Origin of the sequence: Bacillus sp. RO1 (genome assembly GCF_012524115.1) — a bacterium.
Classification (GTDB): domain Bacteria; phylum Bacillota; class Bacilli; order Bacillales; family Bacillaceae_I; genus Sutcliffiella_A.
Map to the genome: position 1 here is coordinate 183,918 of NZ_JAAZWB010000084.1, position 21,229 is coordinate 205,146.

General features: G+C 37.9%; 16 protein-coding genes. All 16 read left to right on the forward strand.

Annotated elements, in window-relative coordinates; genetic code table 11:
• The 16 genes from HC179_RS21300 (at nt 1) to HC179_RS16110 (ending at nt 21,226) form a co-directional block, all read left to right on the forward strand.
• Entirely contained in the window at nt 1-4,266 is a 4,266-nt protein-coding gene (locus tag HC179_RS21300; protein WP_168865214.1) for a PKD domain-containing protein, read from the forward strand.
• A gap of 278 nt (nt 4,267-4,544) precedes the next feature.
• On the forward strand, nt 4,545-4,925 hold the full coding sequence (locus tag HC179_RS16040) for a hypothetical protein (RefSeq protein ID WP_168865215.1): 381 nt from the start codon (nt 4,545-4,547) through the stop codon (nt 4,923-4,925).
• Nucleotides 4,926-5,204: 279 nt separating this feature from the next.
• Nucleotides 5,205-5,786, forward strand: coding sequence for a hypothetical protein (locus tag HC179_RS16045; protein ID WP_168865216.1), 582 nt, complete (start codon nt 5,205-5,207; stop codon nt 5,784-5,786).
• Complete coding sequence (locus HC179_RS16050) at nt 5,783-6,187, forward strand: hypothetical protein (RefSeq protein WP_168865217.1); 405 nt, start codon at nt 5,783-5,785, stop codon at nt 6,185-6,187. The genes HC179_RS16045 and HC179_RS16050 overlap by 4 nt, the downstream gene beginning before the upstream one ends.
• A 180-nt stretch (nt 6,188-6,367) precedes the next feature.
• Nucleotides 6,368-6,562 carry a hypothetical protein gene (locus tag HC179_RS16055; protein WP_168865218.1) on the forward strand — a complete coding sequence of 65 codons (195 nt, stop codon included), beginning with the start codon at nt 6,368-6,370 and terminating at the stop codon, nt 6,560-6,562.
• Between the two features lie 83 nt (nt 6,563-6,645).
• Nucleotides 6,646-7,602 carry a hypothetical protein gene (locus tag HC179_RS16060; RefSeq protein ID WP_168865219.1) on the forward strand — a complete coding sequence of 319 codons (957 nt, stop codon included), beginning with the start codon at nt 6,646-6,648 and terminating at the stop codon, nt 7,600-7,602.
• A 64-nt stretch (nt 7,603-7,666) separates the two neighbouring features.
• Nucleotides 7,667-9,418 (forward strand): adenine nucleotide alpha hydrolase family protein, encoded by a 1,752-nt coding sequence (locus tag HC179_RS16065; protein WP_168865220.1) that lies wholly within the window; start codon nt 7,667-7,669, stop codon nt 9,416-9,418.
• Between the two features lie 594 nt (nt 9,419-10,012).
• Nucleotides 10,013-11,299 carry an IS110 family RNA-guided transposase gene (locus tag HC179_RS16070; RefSeq protein WP_168865221.1) on the forward strand — a complete coding sequence of 429 codons (1,287 nt, stop codon included), beginning with the start codon at nt 10,013-10,015 and terminating at the stop codon, nt 11,297-11,299.
• 476 nt (nt 11,300-11,775) lie between these two features.
• The gene (locus tag HC179_RS16075; protein ID WP_168865222.1) at nt 11,776-12,213 is read left to right on the forward strand and encodes a hypothetical protein; all 438 of its coding nucleotides are present in this window, start codon (nt 11,776-11,778) and stop codon (nt 12,211-12,213) included.
• A 69-nt stretch (nt 12,214-12,282) separates the two neighbouring features.
• Complete coding sequence (locus tag HC179_RS16080) at nt 12,283-12,792, forward strand: GNAT family N-acetyltransferase (protein WP_168865223.1); 510 nt, start codon at nt 12,283-12,285, stop codon at nt 12,790-12,792.
• A gap of 477 nt (nt 12,793-13,269) precedes the next feature.
• Entirely contained in the window at nt 13,270-13,827 is a 558-nt protein-coding gene (locus tag HC179_RS16085; protein ID WP_168865224.1) for a glycerol-3-phosphate responsive antiterminator, read from the forward strand.
• A 21-nt stretch (nt 13,828-13,848) separates the two neighbouring features.
• A complete protein-coding gene (gene glpK, locus HC179_RS16090; protein ID WP_168865225.1) occupies nt 13,849-15,339 on the forward strand; it encodes a glycerol kinase GlpK in 1,491 nt (496 codons plus the stop codon).
• Nucleotides 15,340-15,487: 148 nt separating this feature from the next.
• Complete coding sequence (locus tag HC179_RS16095; protein WP_168865226.1) at nt 15,488-17,194, forward strand: glycerol-3-phosphate dehydrogenase/oxidase; 1,707 nt, start codon at nt 15,488-15,490, stop codon at nt 17,192-17,194.
• A gap of 176 nt (nt 17,195-17,370) precedes the next feature.
• Nucleotides 17,371-19,134, forward strand: coding sequence for a phospho-sugar mutase (locus HC179_RS16100; RefSeq protein WP_168865227.1), 1,764 nt, complete (start codon nt 17,371-17,373; stop codon nt 19,132-19,134).
• A gap of 323 nt (nt 19,135-19,457) precedes the next feature.
• Nucleotides 19,458-20,597 carry a GAF domain-containing sensor histidine kinase gene (locus tag HC179_RS16105; protein ID WP_168865228.1) on the forward strand — a complete coding sequence of 380 codons (1,140 nt, stop codon included), beginning with the start codon at nt 19,458-19,460 and terminating at the stop codon, nt 20,595-20,597.
• Nucleotides 20,594-21,226 carry a response regulator gene (locus HC179_RS16110; RefSeq protein ID WP_168865229.1) on the forward strand — a complete coding sequence of 211 codons (633 nt, stop codon included), beginning with the start codon at nt 20,594-20,596 and terminating at the stop codon, nt 21,224-21,226. Before HC179_RS16105 ends, HC179_RS16110 begins: the two co-directional genes overlap by 4 nt.
• Nucleotides 21,227-21,229: the final 3 nt, after the last annotated feature.

The following is a 21,229-nucleotide window of genomic DNA, read 5'->3' on the forward strand; positions in this document are numbered from 1 at the left end:
GTGAAGAAAATTGCAAGACTTTTCTTGGCGGGTTTAATTATTGTTGCCATCGCTTTGACGTCCAATGAGGAGGTAGCTTTTGCTGCTTCCTCTCCTTATGATGTTCCGTCAAGTGTCAGAAATGGATGGGACGATAAGCCTGGTGGCAAAACTTTTAATATGACAACTGGTCGTAAACTAGTTTATGACGTTTATTCACATAAATACATTGATGGTGGATTTCAAATAACCAATCGGAATTTTAACAACAGAGGAAGCCAACCATATTTAAACTTTAGAGGTTGGGCAGTTCTATTCGGACATAAAAGACACACTTCTACAAATCATGATACGTATATAGTCGCTCAAAAAACTGGTAGTTCTGAGACAAAGATTTATTCTACTATACCTATCAATCTATCAGCAACTAAGGAATTGGAATATAACAGTCAAGGTTCAACTGGACTTTATAATGAATGTTCTTCTACTGCTACAAATAAGGACAATATAGAGTGTAACATGCAATATAATAATGTCGGTTTTGATGCCTATATTCCTCTAAATGAATTGTTCCAAAATAATAGAGATAATGTATCATGGCGTCTCTATATTGTTAAAAAAGTAGACAGTCATATTGTTTACTCACAACTAATCTTACCATTCGAATTCAATAATCGTTCGTTTAATACAGGAAAAATTGATTTAACAAGTGGTATAAGTGCGAGTAACCTTATTATGAATGATTATCCTGTAATCAGAAGGACACAAGCAAAACAAACTGGAGTTTCCGGTCATGATCTTGGATATTTTCAAGAAAATAGAACGTATAACAGAATAGATGCAAATGAAACTGGAACTTCAGTATGGTATGGGGTTCGAAGTCCACATGATAATAACAATAAAAGGTGGGCAAATACGGCTTATTGGACTTTTGGTGGAGAACAAGCTGTTATAAAATTTACTCCAGAGGATACTAAGCCAGAGCATAAGCAACATGGTATATCTAGTCATCGTTATCAAAACGGTAATGATTATTGGGCACAACCTAATGATAAAGTTAACATTCGCTTAAGAGGCTTTGACAATGATTCTTTACTCGAGCGTACTTCTATGCAATTAGATGGCAGCGGTTTAGCTAGAGTAAGGCATAGTTATAATGATGGAAATAAAAACTATGAATATTATACTCAAAGCTCGAGTATTGATGTATTTTCGGGTGAAAAGTCGTATGAATCAAGTACAAAAAAAACCCGAGAAGCAACATTTCAAGTTTCAGGAAAAACCCATGGTCATTCCTATGATGTGAATGCTTGGCACCAAGATAATGTAGGAAATTATATTGGATGGGTAGACACAAATTTAAGGCTTCGTATTGATGGTGTAGCACCCACTCATGTCTCAAACAGCATACTTAATGCCAGGTACGTTAATGGTTCAGACTATTGGGTGCGGCCCAATGATTCTTTAAATGTAAGACTTAGACAAAATGACCCTCATTCAGGTAATAGAATACAATATTTGAGGTTAGATGGCAGTGGTCAAGACGTCAGGAGTTTGCATACATTTCATGGTTCAGAAACATATAATGAAAGGTTTCGATTAAGCGAAAATGATAGAGTGGCAATAGCCTCTGCATTGCGAGAAGAAGAAGAAAACTCTTCTTATGGGAAGGTATTATGGGGCGTTACACCTAAAACTCACGGTCATTCCTATGACGTTCTCTATTACTTTGAAGATAATGCAAGAAACTCTTCAACAGATTACACCTCCACTGGGAAAAAGATAAGAGTAGATGGAGAATCACCTTTACTTGTAAGTGAATCAATTACAAATTACAGGTATAAAAATGGAAATGACTACTGGATTCGTCCCAACGATTCAGTCCAGGTTAGTATTAGAGGTAGAGATTATGACTCTGGCCTTAAAGATACTATGTTGAGTACAGGAAGCGGCTCTGATCGTAATATATCTGTTCATAGTTGGAGTGGCAGTGCTACAAATATAACGCACACCCATAATAGTAACAAATTTACTGTATCCTCTCTAAATAGGTCTTACTCTAGTGGGAACATAAAAGAAGTTACTTTTAATGTGAAGGGAATTTCCAATAGAGCTAGTCACGAAATTAGGCATCGTTTTTCTGATAACGTTGATAATATCTCTGAAGGAGACAACTATGGTTGGAGTGCTGCTGAAAAGTATCTTAAGGTTGACGGTGACGTTCCTACAGCAACCTTTACCAATACACAACATACAACCGTAAGAGTTAACACAAGTGATATCGGATCAGGTGTTAAGAGCCTCCGCTACAGAACATCGAATAACAACGGTCAAAGCTATACAAGTTGGACAAGCTGGACGAATCAAAATAGTACAGACATCGTTCTATCAAATCATGGAGAACATAGAATCCAGGTAGAAGTTCAGGATAATGTAGGTAATATAGGTGCCGCTACATCTAACATGTTTAAGTTTAATAATCCTCCAACTGCTGATTTTGTATGGAGTCCTACAAATGTTTATAACAATACAAATGTACAATTTGAGAACAAATCAACAGATCCAGAGGGGGACATTTTAACTAATCAATGGTCCTATCAGGAACCTAATTCCACTTCGTGGGTGAATTTTTCCACTTTAGAAGACCCTTCAAGGACTTTTAACAAAAAGGGAGCATGGAAAGTTCGCCTAACTGTTAATGACGGAGAATTTTCTGATACTGTTACTAAAAACTTAATCGTTCAAAATAGAGCTCCAGTAGCTAACTTTACCTATAGTCCAACTACCATCTATAACAATACGAATATTACATTTACAAATTCTAGTACAGACGCTGATTTGGATACATTATCATATCAGTGGTCATATCAAGAACCTCAGTCTTCATCTTGGGTCGATTTCTCTACCGCGGTAAACCCTACTAGAATATTAAATACACAGGGTGAATGGAAAATCAGACTGACTGCTTTCGACGGTTTAGTGAGTCACTCTGCTACCAAGACTATTACCGTTAGAAACAGAGACCCTAAAGGTGGATTTAATTTTGATAAACCTGATTACTTGACGACTGATACAATCAAAATTACTTCCACTGCAAGTGATCCAGATGGTGATCGCTTGATACATTTATATGAAATAACATCACCAAACAATCAAAAATTAACCTTTAATACAGAAAATCCAACTGTTACTAACTTAATAAGAGGGACTTATACAGTTAAACAAACGGTAACTGATCCTTTTGGCGGTAGCGTGACAGTAACAAAGAGTGTAGTGGTAAATGAAATAAACCTTAAAGCTACATCTATAGAGATTGTAGATGAGAGCAATAAACATGTATCTCACTTAGTAGTTGGTAGAAATTACAAAGCTAAAGTCATATATAGCAACACAGGAAACCTAGATATTTCAAAGCATAAGATTGGCTTATATGAGGAAAACACTCGTTTAACTGACTTAACTGTTAATACTATATCAAAGGCTTCAAGTTCAACAATTTATTTAACATTTACAGCAAGAAATCCAGGTCAGAAAACGTTTAGAGCTTTTGTTGACTACCCAGATGAAATTCTTGAATCAATTGAAACTGATAATGAGGCGCATGTTTCACGGTTTGTAAACACGGAGCCGGTTGGCGGAATTGAACCGGATAAAGAAGAATATTGGATAGAAGATAATATATGTTTAAGAAGTACAGCTTATGATCCAGATAACCATAGGATTACTATTCACTATAAAATAATACTACCAAGCGGAAAAGTGATAGAAAGCACTGAACCTAATTTCTGCTGGAAAGTTGAGGAACATGGCAATATTATCGTTGAGCAAACGGTAACAGATGAGTATGGTGAGAAAGACACCACTCAAACAATTATTGTCGTTAAAGACCTTTTTATAAAAGGAAAAGTTGACCATACAGATGATTGGTTAAAAATTCATGAAGGTCATGGCCATCCGGCTCACTTTTTCTATTCAGGAGAAACAATTATTCTTACTGGAAATACACCTGATGCTCCTTCAAATTATGTAAAAGCAACATTGATTACTGAAGATGTAAATGGCAGAGTAATAGAAGAAACTGTAATGTTAAATCCACAGTCATTAGAAATTCATATCAATGATTTCTTTAAGGAGCTGTACATGAATCCTGAATATGCTATGAAAAAAGGGCCATTAATGGTTAACTTTGAAGTAGAATTCTATAATGGAGCAGTAAGAAATGATATAGTATGGATTGAAATTTTAGGTTCAAGCTATAACGCTTTTGACTTGCATCAATCATACTAATACGACTTAAAAACCTCTCTTTGCTTCGGCAGGAGAGGTTTTTATTTTATAGGTAGAAAGCACTTAATTATTGTAGTTTTAGTAAACTGTAGGTGTTATAATAATTTTGATATTATTCCAAAAAAAGGAGGAAATTATCAAGTTTACGCTGATAAATAGGTCAATTGATATTATAAGATTATATAAATATGTAATATAATATTTGAATCCACCACTTTTCTATATTTATTCATTTATTCTTAAAATAAGGATTATTTTAAATAAGTGAGGGTATATTAATGAAAAGTAAAAATAAATGTATTAGAGAAGGTTGTTTTATGATTATGAAAGCGGATCGAAAGTTTCACTTAAGAAAACGAATCATTATTCTTAAAGAGGAAGATATTGTTGTCGAGTTACTAACCCTGTTGAAAAGTGGAGTATGGGAAACGGATCATGACTTTAAAGAAACAGTTGAAACTATTCTTACCGCATCAAGGGAACGAGTTATTTCAGAATTATCACCTTTAGAAAAAAAACGGGTAACCCTAGTGAATAATATTGAGGAAATTGAATTAAATACTTTACAATATAATTATATTGTTAACACATATACTGAAGATACATTTAAAGAATTATTAGATATTGAGTTTAGCACTAAAACTTTAAAATTAAACTAAAGGACACTTGCTTTCTTCATTAGGAAGCAATGTCTTTTTTATTTAGTACTTTTTTTGTATGGTATAAATAAGGTATAATAAATTTATTAAGATTTCTTTATTTTTCATTTTTCAAAGCGTCAGCAATCAGCTTGACAGCGGATATATAAGAGTTGATTGGCCTCTGGGTCAAGGTTTAACGAATGAAACCATTCGTCGTTTATAAAACCTTGTTCCAGGGGTCTTTTTGCGTTTTGGCAAAAATCTTAATAATAAACTTTTAGAAAGGGTGTTTTTTGTATGAAAGATTGTAGTAACTATGGTGAAAAGAAAGGATTAGGTATGTTCAAGTTGACATGTTTTTCACCTGTACCTGCTAAGGAGATTGGAAATTTATTAAAGGGTTTTAGATTCAAACATATTGCTAATGAATTTGTTTGGGAAGTAGATGGGCATTGTTTTCGGATTGTACCGTTCGGTACTCAAGGTAATTCCCAAACGCAATATGGTTACCGTGTGTATTTTAATGGTTCCATTGATGGAGGTTTATACCTGTTCGAATTATCCATGGGCTGCCTTAACCCAACAATCAATGCTGTCGAATATGACCTTATATTCAAAGGTAAAAAACAAGAAGATTGGATTAAGGACCTATTAAAAAGACCTTCCTATACACCTCAACAAGTGAGAGGGATCTTCTCTAAGGGGAATGTGAATGTTATTTGTTTGCCTAACCAAATTGTAAATTTACAGATTAGGAAAAAGCATTCAAAAGCATTTAAACTAATTGAGTTACTAAAGGAAGTTGAGAATATTAAAGAGGAATTAAAGCCCGTAAAATACGATTTATTTTCTGCTTATGAGGAGGTTGTGGCTATATGAAATATGAATTTCATACTTCAAAGTCCTGTTTCTTAGTGGATAGTAGTCGTCTATTTAAAGATGGTGAACTTATTGCAGAAGGGACTATTTTTCCTTTTCAAATCTTACTTGGTATGCCGGCTATTCTTATTGTAACGCATTCTGAGTATTGTCCACCTCAGTTTCTAAAAACTGAGACTATCACTTCTGTTTTAGCAGCAAATGAATACTTAGATGGAGAGCCTGCTAAGAAACATTTATTTGAGATCTCATACAGATTTAAAGCGGATCAACATGAACAAGTGTTGCACTTCCTAATACCTGGAGTGGATTCGGAACATGCAAGAAGCATATTCACTCATTTTCTTCCTGAAACTGTTGTAGAAAAAATTACTCAACAAACAGGGAAATCAGTCGCATGAAATCCACAAGAAGAGAAGGTGAGAGAGGTTGATGAAAGATATCTCTAAAATCTATAAAAAACTTATCACAACTGACGACGAGTACAAGAAATTTGTCATAGTAGATAATCTAGATCCTCGCACCGCTAAGATGGTATTAATGAACTTAGTGCTAAATAAGAAATAACAGGGAGAATACGCATGTTTCAAGAAAAGCAGCGGTGTCTTTATAAAGGCTACCTTATTAATAAAAGTGGTTATGTAAAAGAAACCGTTACATTTCCTATTGAAGAGTTTGAGAGTTTCATTAGAACAAATAAAAGTGTTGCCAGGCTTATTGTCTGTGATATGCAAGGAAAATTAATTAAAGACACAGCAACAAGTGTAGCAGGTTAAAACTTCATAAACCCTTTCTAGTAGGGAGTACCTAATTCCGCTCCCAAATATACTAGATAATAGGGAGCTATGGAGGTATTGAGATGGAGAAAAGTTGTGATAACTGCAAGTTCAATATGCAGCAAACTCACTTTGATATAAAACTATGCAAAAAATGTTCAAGAACTAATAGAGCTTTCTTTGAGCCCATTCAAGAGGAAGAAGTAATACTATCAGCAGCTGACATAATGGAAGGTTTTTTAAGGGATGGCGCATATTTAGCGATGAAGCAACATAAGAGTCAACTTGAAGCCCTTAAAAGCGAAGTTCATTATCGCTTAAAGGATAGTGAAGTAAGAAGGCATGAATATGAAAAGCATAATGTAGTTGCTAAGTTTATTCGTAAACCTATTACTAAAGTGGACAGTCCTGGTTTAATTGAAAATCTTTTCTGTTTTTTACATGACCAGATTGTTTGTAGTGTTATTAAATTAGATACTACCTTAATTAAAAAGGAGCTTCCAGAGGAGCTAGTGGCGCTTAAGGAGTTTGAACTTCCATCTTCCTACTATGTAAAGCCTAGCTTTAACAAGAATGGAAAAGAGTTGCTGGCTGTAGAAGATACTTATTCATTTGGCGAAATGTCGCTTGACCACCTGGTAAAACGGTTTGTGCCGCTCCAAGAAAGAGTGAAGGCGCAAGAAGAAGAGTACGAATCAATAAAAAAGAAAATGATAGCATGCGAAAAGCTGAAGGAGAGCAAAAAATTGCCCCACGAGTTCGGCTCAGTTTCGTTAGTTGCCAATCGTCCCACCTTTGACATAGAAAAGATCCTAAGAGTGTACGGGGAGGAGTTCTTGGTCAACTATGCTGTGCCGGAGACTGCTGCGTTACAGTCGCTAATAGAGAATCGTATTCTACCCCAATCAGAGGTAGAGCGTTTTAAACAAATAATTGATTACAGATTAGACTTTGTGATGATGAATCTTGAAGTGGAGAGAAGGATTACTTCTCAATTCCAACGGATGTCCATTCAAAAATCATTAAGTTTATTCGCGTAATAAGAGAAGAGAGACTTTTCCTAGTGATAGGAGGAGTCTTTTTTATTATCGGGAGGAATGGATCATGTCTAATTTTTATAAACCATTTAAGGACATAAAAGAAGAAATGAAAGAGCTCTATTTAAGAGACGAAAAAGAGATTGTATTGGCTACAAGTTTTGGAAAGGACTCTACGTTGGTATTGCTGTTGTTTTGGGAAATGTTACTTTCTATCCCACCTACAGATAGACATAAAACCATCCATGTTGTCACTTCCAATACGGAGGTTGAAACACCAGATATGCACCATTATCTAGTAAAATCTATTGAAGAATTAAATAAGGCAGCTACTGTCCAAGATTTACCTATTGTTGGGCATATTGCTGTACCCTCTTTAAAAGATAATTATTGGATGAATGTACTTGGTAAAGGGAATCCACCAGTTTCTCCCAATAGCAGATTCCGGTGGTGCAGTAGCAAACTAAAGATAAATGCAGTAGATCGCCTCATGAAAGATATCATTGCAAGTGGGATTGTATCAATAGGAGAAGAATATGATGTGATCCTGGGGATGGGAGTTAGAATGCAAGAGTCTATTTCAAGGAATGCGTCGATAAAAAAGAATCAATTAAATGGCGACGAAGGAAAGTTTGCTAAACATAGCACGTATAAAAATGTACTAGTTTATCACCCTATTAAACATATATCTGGAGATCAGTTATGGGGATATTTTGATGATTATGATTGTTTTCCTTGGGGGACAAGCGTTAATCAATTAAGAAATTTCTATCCAGAAGATATTTTTGAGTGTTCTCTAAAAACAGACGGGCAAGGAAATAGCTGCGGAAATGGGAGGAACGGATGTTGGACGTGCACCGCTATTTCTGAGGATAAAATGCTTAAAAACTTAGTTCAAAAAGACACCAAGCTAGAGCCTCTCCTTGAATATAAGAACATTTTAGCACAGATTCGGAATGATGCAAGGTACCGAATGCCAATTAAAAGAGTGGAACTCAAAAGAACAAACAAGCGCATGGAACATATAAACAATGCGGGTAATCAATTAGATTTATTGGGAGATGGATTTCTTAAGGATAATGAAGAATCAGTTCTTGAGCGAATTCGCTTAACAGAATATGAAAACTTCCACCGAGCGGAAGATACCGAGTATAATCCAGGCTCTTTAACCATTGAAGCGCGGGTTTTGCTATTGAGAAAGCTATTATTCATTCAGAGGCAATTGCAAACCAATCTTATTCCTCCCAACATAGTACATGCTATTGAGAGTGTATGGAAGGAAGAGGGTTATACCGTTTCGGATATTTCTCCTCTAGATTGGCAATACGAGGGCCCGGTTGTATACGATAAAGATGGAGATTTAAAAGAAGAGGAGACTTTAAGCCCTTATCCTCAATTTTGGGTACATCAGGATTTTGAACTTGGCCGAGATGAATTGGTTAAGCACATTGAACAGCGTGTAAAACAAACTGGAAAGTCTTACTTCTACTATTCCGATCATCATGATATAGGGGAGGAGGAACAATACGCCTGGAACGTGGCTTATTTCCTTGTTTGTGAGGAAGGGGTACATTCATATGAGGAAGCGGTAAATGCTATCTCAAATTGGCTGTATGAGCCTCCTAAGAGCGAGAGGATGGACTGGGAAGCTTTTGCTAAAAGATATATAGATGCTGGAAGAGAGTTGCTAAAAGAACGCACTAAAAATTTAGAAGAATTAACACAAATTAATAAAGTGTTGATTACTTTAGGAAAAGAACCTTTTCCTATCGAGAAAGAAGAAACGATGTATCAACTAGACTTATTTCAAGTTTCCTAGCAAAAATGAAAGCGCGTGTTTAAGGTTTAAAATTAATGAAAACAATTATAAAAATAGCAAACTCCCTGCAGTATTAAATGGCGCAGGGAGTTTTTTCGTATGTTAATGAGTAGAAATTTATTTCTTCAATATCGGTAACTATGAATACCAGCTGCTGTTCATCTTTAGTGCTCAATCTACCAACCCAAATAGTGAACTCCAATTGATTATAACTTATCTTTTCTACTCATTGATCTATTGCTTCTTGAGCTGAAGAATAGGTATCATAAGGCCAATCAGTCCCATTAATAGAAAATGTCCATAAGTTCTCCATCTTGTTCCCCCCTATTATAGTCCAACCCTCATTCTTCTTAACTTATATTCATTAAATTAATTTTTATGAGTGGAAAGTGGAAAAATATCTAGATATTAAATGAAAATAAATGATTGAGATTATCATCTGTTTTTGAAATAATTGGTATTAAACAATCGGGCAGCATTCCTGTTATGAAGAAAAATGGGGTTTGAACTAAAAAATAACCTCTTGGTATGATATGAGTGTCCTGAGCTGGCCAGCAAAATGGACAAAATCATATATACCAGGAGGCCTTCAAGATGAATTATAACCAAAATGAAAAGATTGCTCAAATCACTTCTCAAACACTAATTATAGGTGTAGATATTGCGAAGTTCAAGCATGTCGCGCGTGCTCAAGACTTCAGAGGCTTGGAGTTTGGAGCTCCTTGTCACTTTGAAAATACACATGCTCATTTCGATCTGTTCCTTAGCTGGATTAACCAGCTGATGAAGCAAAATGAGATGGACAATGTGATTATTGGAATGGAACCGACAGGTCACTACTGGCTTAATCTTGCTCATTTCTTAAAGGAAAAAGATATTAAGTTCGTCGTGGTGAACCCAATGCATGTCAAGAAGTCCAAGGAATTGGATGACAACTCACCAACCAAAAATGATGTGAAAGATGCCAAAGTGATTGCACAGTTAGTCAAGGACGGAAGATACGCTGAACCACAAATTCCTCAAGGAGTTTATGCAGAACTTCGTGTGGCTAGAAAAATACGCGACCTTTTGTCTGTTGACTTACAGATGCTTCAAGGGCAGATTCACAACTGGCTGGATCGCTATTTCCCTGAATTCTTAACTATTTTTAAGGATTGGGAAGGGAAAGCAGCACTACAATTATTAAAGCTCAATGTATTACCACATGAGCTCGAACATATCTCGGATCAAGAGATCCTAATTCACCTCAGAAAGGCAGTAAAACGTGCGGTTGGACTCCGTAAAATTCATGAACTTAAACGAGCAGCCAATGACTCTATTGGCATTCGTGAAGGTTCAAAAATGGCTAAATTAGAGCTCCGCACCTTACTAGAAAAGTATGAATTGATAATCGAAAGGTTCGAAGAGTTAGATTCTGATATTGAAGAGCTTCTCGAACATATTCCTGGAGTTCCACAGATGTTAGCCATTACTGGAATTGGCAAGGAGACAGTGGCAGGTTTTTATGCGGAAGTAGGAGACCTAAGGAACTACTCTCACCCTCGCCAAATCATTAAATTGGCCGGACTAAGCTTGAAAGAAAACACCTCAGGGAAACATAAAGGACTAACGAAAATCACGAAACGAGGCAGGAAAGCACTCAGAGCTCTCCTCTTCCGAGTAGCTATGCCGTTAGTTGCCAAGAATGCAGCTTTTAAGGCTCTACATCACTACTATACAACTCGAAAGAGTAATCCTTTGAAGAAGATGCAGTCCATGATTGCCATATGTAACAAGCTAATACGTATCTTATTTGCGATTGGCACAAAGCAATGTGAATTTAGTGAAGAAAGAATGTTGAAAGACATTCCCCATCTGGCTTCATTACAGGCCGTAGCTTAAGTTTCATCGTTTTTTTAAGTATTTTTCTAAGAAGTATAGTCATAGACATTTGAAGCACGGATTAGTCAGTAAAACAATTAAAGTGCGGGCATAGACCCTGTCGGGCAGCATGACTGACATCCACCTCATGGAAAGGTTGGACGAAGGAATTTTAGAGCATAGACTCTGTGAGAAATGGGAGGGTTGACCTCCGTGAGATATGTGGAGATCCACCAGTGCGACCATACTTTAACTAGTTATCCACTTTTTGGATTGAAGTGGCTGAAAGGTTAGCTTTCTTTTTCTCTTTATGCCCAAAATCATCCTTATTTTCAACATCTAACCACACTTCAAATGTTATGAAAAATTAAACCTTATAGAAATATTGAGAATAAGCGAGAAAACAAGAGTTATCTCTTTCTTTATAGAGGGAGAAGAGTTGTACAAGAGGGTTTAATATTATGTAAGACGTATTTATAAAAAGGAGAGTCGAGTTTATGAATAAAAAGGGTTGGAATATTTTAATTTGCATCAGTTTAATAGTAACTTTATCATTTGTTTTTTATCAACAAACTCATATATCAATATGGGGATTTAAAATTGCCAAAAAAGACATTAAAGAGGTAATCGTTCAAACTGAAAATACATCTTATTTGATTACCCATAAAGAGACTGTGTTAGCGATTGCGAAGGAAATTTCAACAATGAAAAAACACTCAAAAGTGGAGGTTTCTGACTCCTATTCTATAAACACTTCTGGTGATTACACAAAAATTCTTATCCGCACAAAAGATAACACTACTTATGGTGGGAATCTATTTATGATGGGAGAAAACATTGTCCAAGGTAGCAATGGTTATTACTGGAGTTTTGATTATCAAATGTTAGAAAATGAATTAAACTTTTCTATGAATACTGCTTCTTTATTAAACTAAATGGGGCTTTTGTTTAACAAGGATGAGGTAAATATTGCAACTTCCTAATAAGGTTAGTGGGAGGATTAAATGGACATTACAGTTGAAAAATTAAGACTTGAAGATGCAGAAGCAGTGATTGACTTTGAAAAAGAAAATAGAGCATATTTTGAAAAGATGGTACCAAGTAGGGGGGATGACTACTATTACTTTGACAACTTCATTACACGCCACCATCAGTTATTAAATGAACAGAGTCAAGGATTATCTTACTTTTACTTGATAAGAAAAACGAATGGTGAAATCTTAGGGAGGATCAATTTTGTAGACATAGACAAAACCCAAAACTCAGGTCACATAGGCTATAGAGTGGGTGAAAAACATACTGGGCATGGGATAGCATATAGAGCTTTACATACCTTAATGGATAAATTAAGTACGGATGGTTTTAAAAAAATCTTTGCTAAAACCACAAATAATAACATTGCTTCACAAAAAGTCTTGGAAAAAAATGGCTTTAAGAAGATAGAAGAAAGTGCCGAAGAATTTGTAATGAATGGAGAAAAATTGAGATTTGTAAATTATATATGGGCTATTTAACGACTTTATAGATTAAGCTCGCTAAACTATCTCAGTACTAAGTCTTCAAGAATATAGGAGCGATTGTTGTGAAATAAAACAAAGTAAAAAAGGCTTAGGAAAGAAAATCTCTTTGAGCCTTTTTTATGTCAAAAATGTCGTGATTTTCATTGTGATTTGCTGTTTGCACCCCACAAGTAAACTCGTTAACATAAACATTAAGATTTTTTAATTTTCTAGCTGGTGATTGGAGCACGGGGCGGAGACTCCTGAGGGAGGTAGCGGTAGGTTGAGACCCCGCAACGAAGTGAGGAGGCTCAAGCACCGCCCCTAGGAAAGCGAAGCCCCGTGCGGAAATCACCAGCGGTGTTCAACGTGCTTCTTAATTATTTCGCGCAAAAAGGTTGTAACCTTAATACAAAACGTATTAAAATGTAGGTATAAAAAATGTAAGCGTTATACCTAAACTCGATTACCATATGAATTGAGGTTAATAATATGACATTCCAAAACCAAACCATACTCCCTGCTGTAAAAAACGGCAAAACACTAGAAAGATTTTTACAAAGCAACTACGAATATGGTGTAATACTAGACAGTCAACTCTCACAAATACCAAATTATATAAAAGCAGCTAAAAAAGAAAAGAAAAAGCTATTTGTCCATGTAGACCTTATCCAAGGAATAAAAAATGATGAACATGCGGCAGAATTTCTATGTCAAACCTTAAAACCGGCAGGACTCGTCTCCACGAGAGCGGCAGTGATTGCAAAAGCCAAACAAAGGGGTATCTACGCTATACAGCGTCTCTTTTTACTAGATTCCAATGCAGTGGAAAAAAGTTATCAGGTAATTGAAAAGGTCCAGCCCGATTTTATAGAAGTATTACCCGGGGTTGTCCCTCATATGATTAGGGAAGTAAAAGAAAAAACAGGCATTCCTGTATTTGCAGGAGGTTTGATACGTTCCGTGGAAGATGTGGATCGTGCCATTGAAGCAGGGGCGACAGCAGTTACCACATCCAAACAGGATCTTTGGGAGCATTATTCAAAATAGATGTTAGGGAGAGTGCTAGAAATGGAAACATATATATTATCATTAGACCAGGGAACAACAAGTTCACGAGCGATTCTTTTTAATAAGAGTGGGGAGCCGGTATATACGGCCCAAAAAGAATTTCAACAGTACTTTCCAAAGTCAGGCTGGGTGGAGCATAATGCGAACGAAATATGGAGCTCCATCTTGTCTGTAATTGCATCTTGCTTGTCTGAGTCCGGGGTAAAGCCTAACCAGATAGCTGGTATTGGTATCACCAATCAACGTGAAACGACTGTTGTGTGGGATAAAGAGACGGGACAACCGATACATGATGCGATTGTTTGGCAGTCCAGACAGACGTCAGCTATTTGTGACCAACTTAAAGAAGATGGCCACGAACAGACCTTTAGAGAAAAAACAGGTTTATTAATTGATGCCTATTTTTCCGGGACAAAAGTGAAGTGGCTGCTCGATCATGTAGACGGGGCCAGAGAACGTGCGGAAAAAGGTGAGTTGCTTTTTGGAACTATTGATACGTGGTTGATCTGGAAGCTTTCAGGTGGAAAGGCACATGTGACGGATTATTCCAATGCTTCAAGGACTCTTCTTTACAATATCCATGAATTAAAATGGGATCAAGAATTACTGGATATTCTCGATGTCCCTGCAAGTATGCTTCCGGAAGTGAAGCCATCATCGGAAATTTACGCACATACTGTGGACTATCATTTCTTTGGTCAGGAAATTCCGATTGCAGGTGCGGCAGGCGATCAGCAAGCTGCGCTATTTGGACAGGCGTGCTATGAAGAGGGGATGGCAAAGAACACTTACGGTACAGGATGTTTTATGCTCATGAATACAGGGGAAAATCCGATTAAATCAGAGAGTGGACTTCTTACAACTATCGCGTGGGGTATTGATGGGAAAGTAACTTACGCATTGGAAGGCAGTATTTTTGTAGCAGGTTCCGCTATTCAGTGGCTACGTGATGGACTCCGCATGATCAAGGATGCAAGTCAAAGTGAAGAATATGCCACAAAAGTAGACTCTACAGAAGGTGTGTATGTAGTGCCGGCATTTGTCGGACTAGGCACTCCTTATTGGGATAGCGATGTTCGCGGAGCGGCATTTGGTTTGACGAGGGGAACATCTAAAGAACATTTTATTCGTGCCACGTTAGAATCATTGGCTTATCAGACGAAAGATGTTTTGACAGCGATGGAGCATGATTCAGGTATTTCTTTAAAAACATTGCGTGTAGATGGAGGAGCAGTGAAGAATAATTTCTTAATGCAATTCCAAAGTGATATGCTTCGGGTTGGAGTGGAGCGACCATCTGTCAATGAAACGACGGCACTTGGAGCAGCGTATTTGGCTGGATTGGCTGTTGGCTATTGGAAAAATAAAGAGGAAATCGCTTCACAGTGGCAGGTTGAAACAACCTTTGAGGTAGAGATGGACAAACAAGTACAAGAAGAATTGTACAGTGGTTGGAAAAAAGCAGTAAATGCAACTATTGCTTTCAAGTAAGCGTTGCATATGATATACTAAATATAAGTTAATATTTCGGTTGGAGATTAGGAGAGACCACAGAACGTATTCAGAGCAAAAGCTTTGTCTATGTTTTCTGTGGTCTCTTTTTGTATATATACCCACTAAGAGGATGGAGGCAAATAAAATGAAAAAATTAAATTTTGCGAGCTTTAACAGAAGCCTTATTTTAGAAAAAATGACAAAAGAGACTTATGATGTATTAGTAATCGGTGGTGGTATAACAGGCAGTGGAATCGCCCTGGATGCTGCAACACGTGGACTTAAAACGGCTGTTGTTGAAATGCAGGACTTTGCTGCCGGTACATCCAGCCGTTCCACTAAGCTTGTTCACGGCGGACTTCGATACTTAAAACAATTAGAAGTGAAGATGGTGGCAGAAGTAGGGAAGGAACGTGCCGTCGTGTACGAAAATGGCCCGCATGTAACGACCCCTGAATGGATGCTGTTGCCGATCCAACAAGGAGGAACATTTGGAAAGTTCTCTACTTCCTTAGGTTTAAGGGTGTATGACTTCTTGGCAAATGTAAAAAAATCAGAACGCCGCAAAATGTTGAATCCACAAGAAACGTTAAAACGTGAGCCCCTTTTAAACAGCAACGGCTTAAAAGGTGGAGGCGTATATGTGGAATACCGCACGGATGACGCACGCCTTACCATTGAAGTAATGAAAGAAGCGGTCAAAAGAGGAGCAGAAGCAGTTAACTATGCAAAAGTGGAAGAACTCCTTTATGAAAACGGCAAAGTAGTAGGAGCAAAAGTGGTCGATCAATTATCAAACAAGGCTTATACTATCCACGCTAAAAAAATCGTAAATGCTGCAGGTCCGTGGGTAGATACACTGCGTGAGATGGACGGTTCGAAAAAAGGAAAGCATCTGCAACTGACAAAAGGGATTCATTTAGTATTTGACCAAAAGAAATTCCCGTTAAAACAGGCGATCTATTTTGACACACAAGACAAGAGAATGATTTTTGCCATTCCTCGTGATGGGAAAACATATGTTGGAACAACGGATACGGTTTACAAAGAAGACATGGTCCATCCACGAATGACCAAAGGGGATAAAACATATGTACTGGAAGCGATTGCTTACATGTTTCCTTCCTTGAAGCTGAAGGAGTCTGACATTGAATCCAGTTGGACTGGATTACGCCCGTTAATTCATGAAGAAGGGAAATCAGCTTCTGAAATTTCCAGAAAAGACGAAGTGTGGATCTCAGACTCCGGATTAATTACCATTGCAGGTGGCAAGCTGACAGGCTATCGAAAAATGGCTGAAATGGTTGTGGATCTAATTAATAAACAGTTTGTAAAAGAAACAGGTAAAAACTACGGTAAATCCAAAACAAAGAATATGCCAATTTCAGGCGGAGATGTCGGAGGTTCTCATAACTTCCCTTCCTATATGAAAAAGAAAGTGAAAGAAGGAATGAAGTTAGGGTTCACAGAAGAAACAGCAACGAAGCTTTCTTCCATGTATGGTTCTAATGTGGATAAACTTTATGCCATTGTTGCAACAGATGCGGGCCAAGCAAAAAAAGCAGGTTTGCCATTAGATGTGTATGCACAGGTTGTATATGCATTAAAAGAAGAAATGACGGCAACTCCTGCTGACTTTTTCATCCGCAGAACGGGCGCATTGTTTTTCGACATTGCCTGGGTGGAGAATTGGAAAACAAAAGTATTGGATTTAATGGGCAAGGAATTAGTTTGGAGCAGAGAGCAAAAAGAGCAACATCGAATCTTGTTAGAGCGTCATTTACATGATGCAGTAAGAGCGGTGGACGAAGAACAGGGTTTTGAACAAAAGGCTTCAAATAAAATCAGTTAAGTTTTTCTTTAACAAGGAATTGCATAGGGCAATTCCTTGTTTTTTAGTATAATAATGAGTGAAATGTTTCACGAACGCGTAATTTGTCATAATTCGACGTATTTTTTTTGCAGGAAGCATTAGTAGGTAAGTAGAAGTTATACTATATCCTGATAAACGCAAGGAGGAAAAGACAGATGAAATGGATGGAAAAATTTGACCTATGGGAGTCACACACGAATCTTGATGAAGAAATGGTGAAGCTGATTCAAGAAATGAAGCACGACGAGAAGGCGAAAGAAGAAAGCTTTTATAAAGAATTAGAATTTGGTACTGGTGGAATGCGCGGGGAAATTGGCGCAGGAACAAACCGTATGAATATATATACTGTACGAAAAGCGTCTGAAGGATTGGCACGATACATAGAATCATTCGGTGAGGAAGCGAAAAAAGGCGGAGTGGCGATTGCTTATGATTGCCGCCATAAATCTCCAGAGTTCGCAATGGAAGCAGCTAAAACACTTGCGAGCCACGGTATTCAAACATATGTGTTTGAAAGCCTGCGTCCGACGCCGGTGCTTTCTTTTGCCGTTCGATATTTAGGAGCGTTCTCTGGAATCGTCATTACGGCTAGTCATAACCCACCAGAATATAACGGCTATAAAGTATATGGTCCAGACGGGGGACAATTGCCGTTGTTTGAAGCGGATCAGGTTATCTCTAAAGTGAAAGAAGTGGAGAATGAGCTTGAAATACAGGTTGCTTCAGAAGAAGAGCTGAAGAATAATGGCCTGATTAAAATCATTGGAGAAGAGTTAGACAAGGAGTACTTAAAACAGCTTACTACCATTAGTGTACACCCTGAGTTAGGGGATGAGATGGGCGAGGATGTAAAGGTGGTATTTACTCCATTACATGGGACAGCTAACCTACCAGTACGCGAAGGTCTAAATGCCCTTGGATATAAAAATGTGAAAGTAGTGGCAGAGCAGGAACAGCCAGATCCTAACTTCTCTACTGTTTCCTCTCCAAACCCGGAGGAGCATGCTGCATTTGAATTGGCGATTCGTGATGGCAAGGCAATGGATGCCGATATTCTAATAGCAACAGATCCAGATGCAGACCGTCTTGGAGTAGCAGTCAAAGATGCTGACGGGGATTATGTAGTGTTGACTGGTAACCAAACAGGTGCTCTTTTCCTACATTATTTATTGTCTGAGAAGAAGGCAACAGGTACCCTTCCTGGGAATGGTGTCATGCTGAAAACGATTGTAACTTCAGAGTTTGGCCGCGTCATTGCCGATAGTTATGGTGTGGAAACTGTAGACACGCTAACAGGATTTAAGTTTATCGGAGAGAAAATCAAGCAGTATGAAGAGAGTGGAGAATATACCTTCTTATTCGGTTACGAAGAGAGCTATGGTTCCTTGATTGCTGATTTTGCCCGCGATAAAGATGCCGTTCAAGCATGCATCATGGCAGTGGAAATATGCGCATTCTACAAGAGACTTGGCAAGACGATGTATGAAGGGTTAATGGAATTGTATGAAGAGTACGGTTACTACTTAGAAGGCATGAAGTCCCTCACATTAAAAGGAAAAGAAGGAGCAGAGCAGATTGCTAATCTCCTAACAGCATTCCGTAATACCCCTCCTGCTGATTTAGCTGGATATGCGGTTACAGCTATAGAGGACTACTCCACACAGGAAAGATTGGTTGTAGAAACAAAAGCTGTGGAAAAAATGGAACTTCCAAAATCCAACGTACTGAAGTATTTCTTAGAAGACGGTACCTGGGTATGTGTAAGGCCTTCAGGGACAGAGCCGAAGATTAAGTTCTACTTTGGTACTCAATCCGACTCAATGGAAGCCAGCAAGGAGAAGTTGGATACCATCTCCTCTTCGCTGATGGAGAAGGTGGATCAGTTTTTGAAAGGCATGAACTCTGAAGGAAAAGCTTAAAAATTGTTGTAAGATGGGAAGGCGAGGTTGGTCGCTTTCCCTTTTTTATTGGAGACGAATTATAAGGTGGGATTTTAGGGGGATAAGGTAGTTTGGCACGAACTCTAACTGAGAAGAGAAAATTACATCCTAAAACGAATCATTAGGTGCTGTTGTAAGTAGAGTATCATGTTTGAAATGGTTTTATGTTGAGATTCAACACATCTACGACCAAAGTCGTAAAAAAACTCCAGACTTTATGCGAAAGCCGAAAGGGATTCCCGTTGTTACAATAGAAAGATAAAAGGTGGCGTCAACCATCATATGACAGGGGGACATGAAACATGGTCCAGGAAAATCAAAGAATTCAAGAACTGCGCGCGTTAAAAATCATTGCCGAATCACTTAATCAAGCAAATGATTTACCGACAATGTTAGAAAGTGTGTTAATAGAACTATTACAGGTGACAAGCCTCGAAACAGGCTGGATTTTTCTTATAGATGAAAAAGGAAATTACGAATTGGCCGCAGAGCACCTATTACCAGAAGCACTCAAAAGCAAAAATAAAAAACCAATGTGCGAGGGCGGGTGTTGGTGTCTTGATCGCTATCAGGACGGTCGTCTGAAGCGCGCATCCAATATCATTGCCTGTAAAAGGCTAGAGGATGCAGTAAAGTTTGAATGGGGGGAGACAAATGATATTACACACCATGCTACAGTCCCATTACGTGCAGGAGAGGAGAAGTTTGGTCTTCTGAATGTAGCTTCTCCTTCCAAAACACATTTTACCGATACAGAACTAGAGCTTTTAGAGTCTGTTGCCTATCAAATCGGAACTGCAATCAAACGTATTAGGCTTTCTGAAAGCGAGCAGCATCTTTCCATTTTGGCAGAAAGAAATCGCTTAGCCAGGGATTTGCATGATTCGGTCAACCAACTTCTTTTCTCTCTTATGCTAACGGCAAGAGGGACAAAAGAGCTGACAAAAGACGCTCAAATCCTAGAAATGCTAACGTATATGCAAGAACTTTCCCAGGAAGCTTTAAGTGAAATGAGAGCGCTCATTTGGCAATTGAGGCCAGAAGGTTTGGAAAATGGGGTAGTGAGTGCACTGCTCAATTATGGCAAAGTGCTTGGTTTAAGCATACATTCCGAGGTGAAAGGTGTCATTGATTTGCCAAATCATATGGAAGAATGCTTATGGAGGATAGGACAAGAAGCGCTAAACAATTGTAAAAAGCATGCAGGAAAAAAAGAAGCGTGCTTGTTAATTGAAGTGAAAAATAATAAAGTTTCCATGGAGATAAAAGATACGGGGACAGGCTTTTCTTTTACACAAAGTGAAGAAATTCCTTCATTAGGATTAAAAAGCATGAAAGAGAGAACCGAGGCGCTTGGAGGGGAATTTATCCTTTTAAGCCAGTTAGGAAAAGGCACGATGGTACGTGTAGAAATGCCAGTCACAAAGGGGGAGAGTAAATGATCAGGATTGTAATTGCAGATGACCATCATGTGGTGAGAAGGGGCTTACTTTTTTTCTTGAAAACACAAAAGGATATAGAAATTGTCGGGGAGGCAAAAAACGGTAAGGAAGCAGTGGAGCTAGCTGAGGTATTGAAGCCTGATGTTATTCTAATGGATTTGGTTATGCCGGAAATGGATGGAATTGAAGCAACGAAGCAGATCATGGAAAGAAAGATACCTTCCAAGGTGTTAATTTTGACTAGTTTCGCTGACCAAGATCATGTCATTCCTGCTATTCGTGCTGGTGCGACTGGCTATCAACTGAAGGATGTAGAACCTGACCAATTAATTGAATCAATTCGAGCGGTTCATCGAGGGGAAAGTCAACTGCACCCTAAAGTCACATCACATGTCATGTCCCATTTTGCTAAAGGGTTTGAAAAAAGAAACTTACATGAAGAACTAACCAAACGAGAGCTGGAAGTATTAGCGGAGATAGCAAAAGGAAAGAGCAATAAAGAAATTGCTTCATCATTGTTTATTACCGAAAAGACGGTAAAAACCCATGTTTCCAACATATTGGCGAAGCTTGAAGTGGCAGATCGGACCCAGGCTGCATTATATGCAGTGAAACATGGCATTGCTTGATCT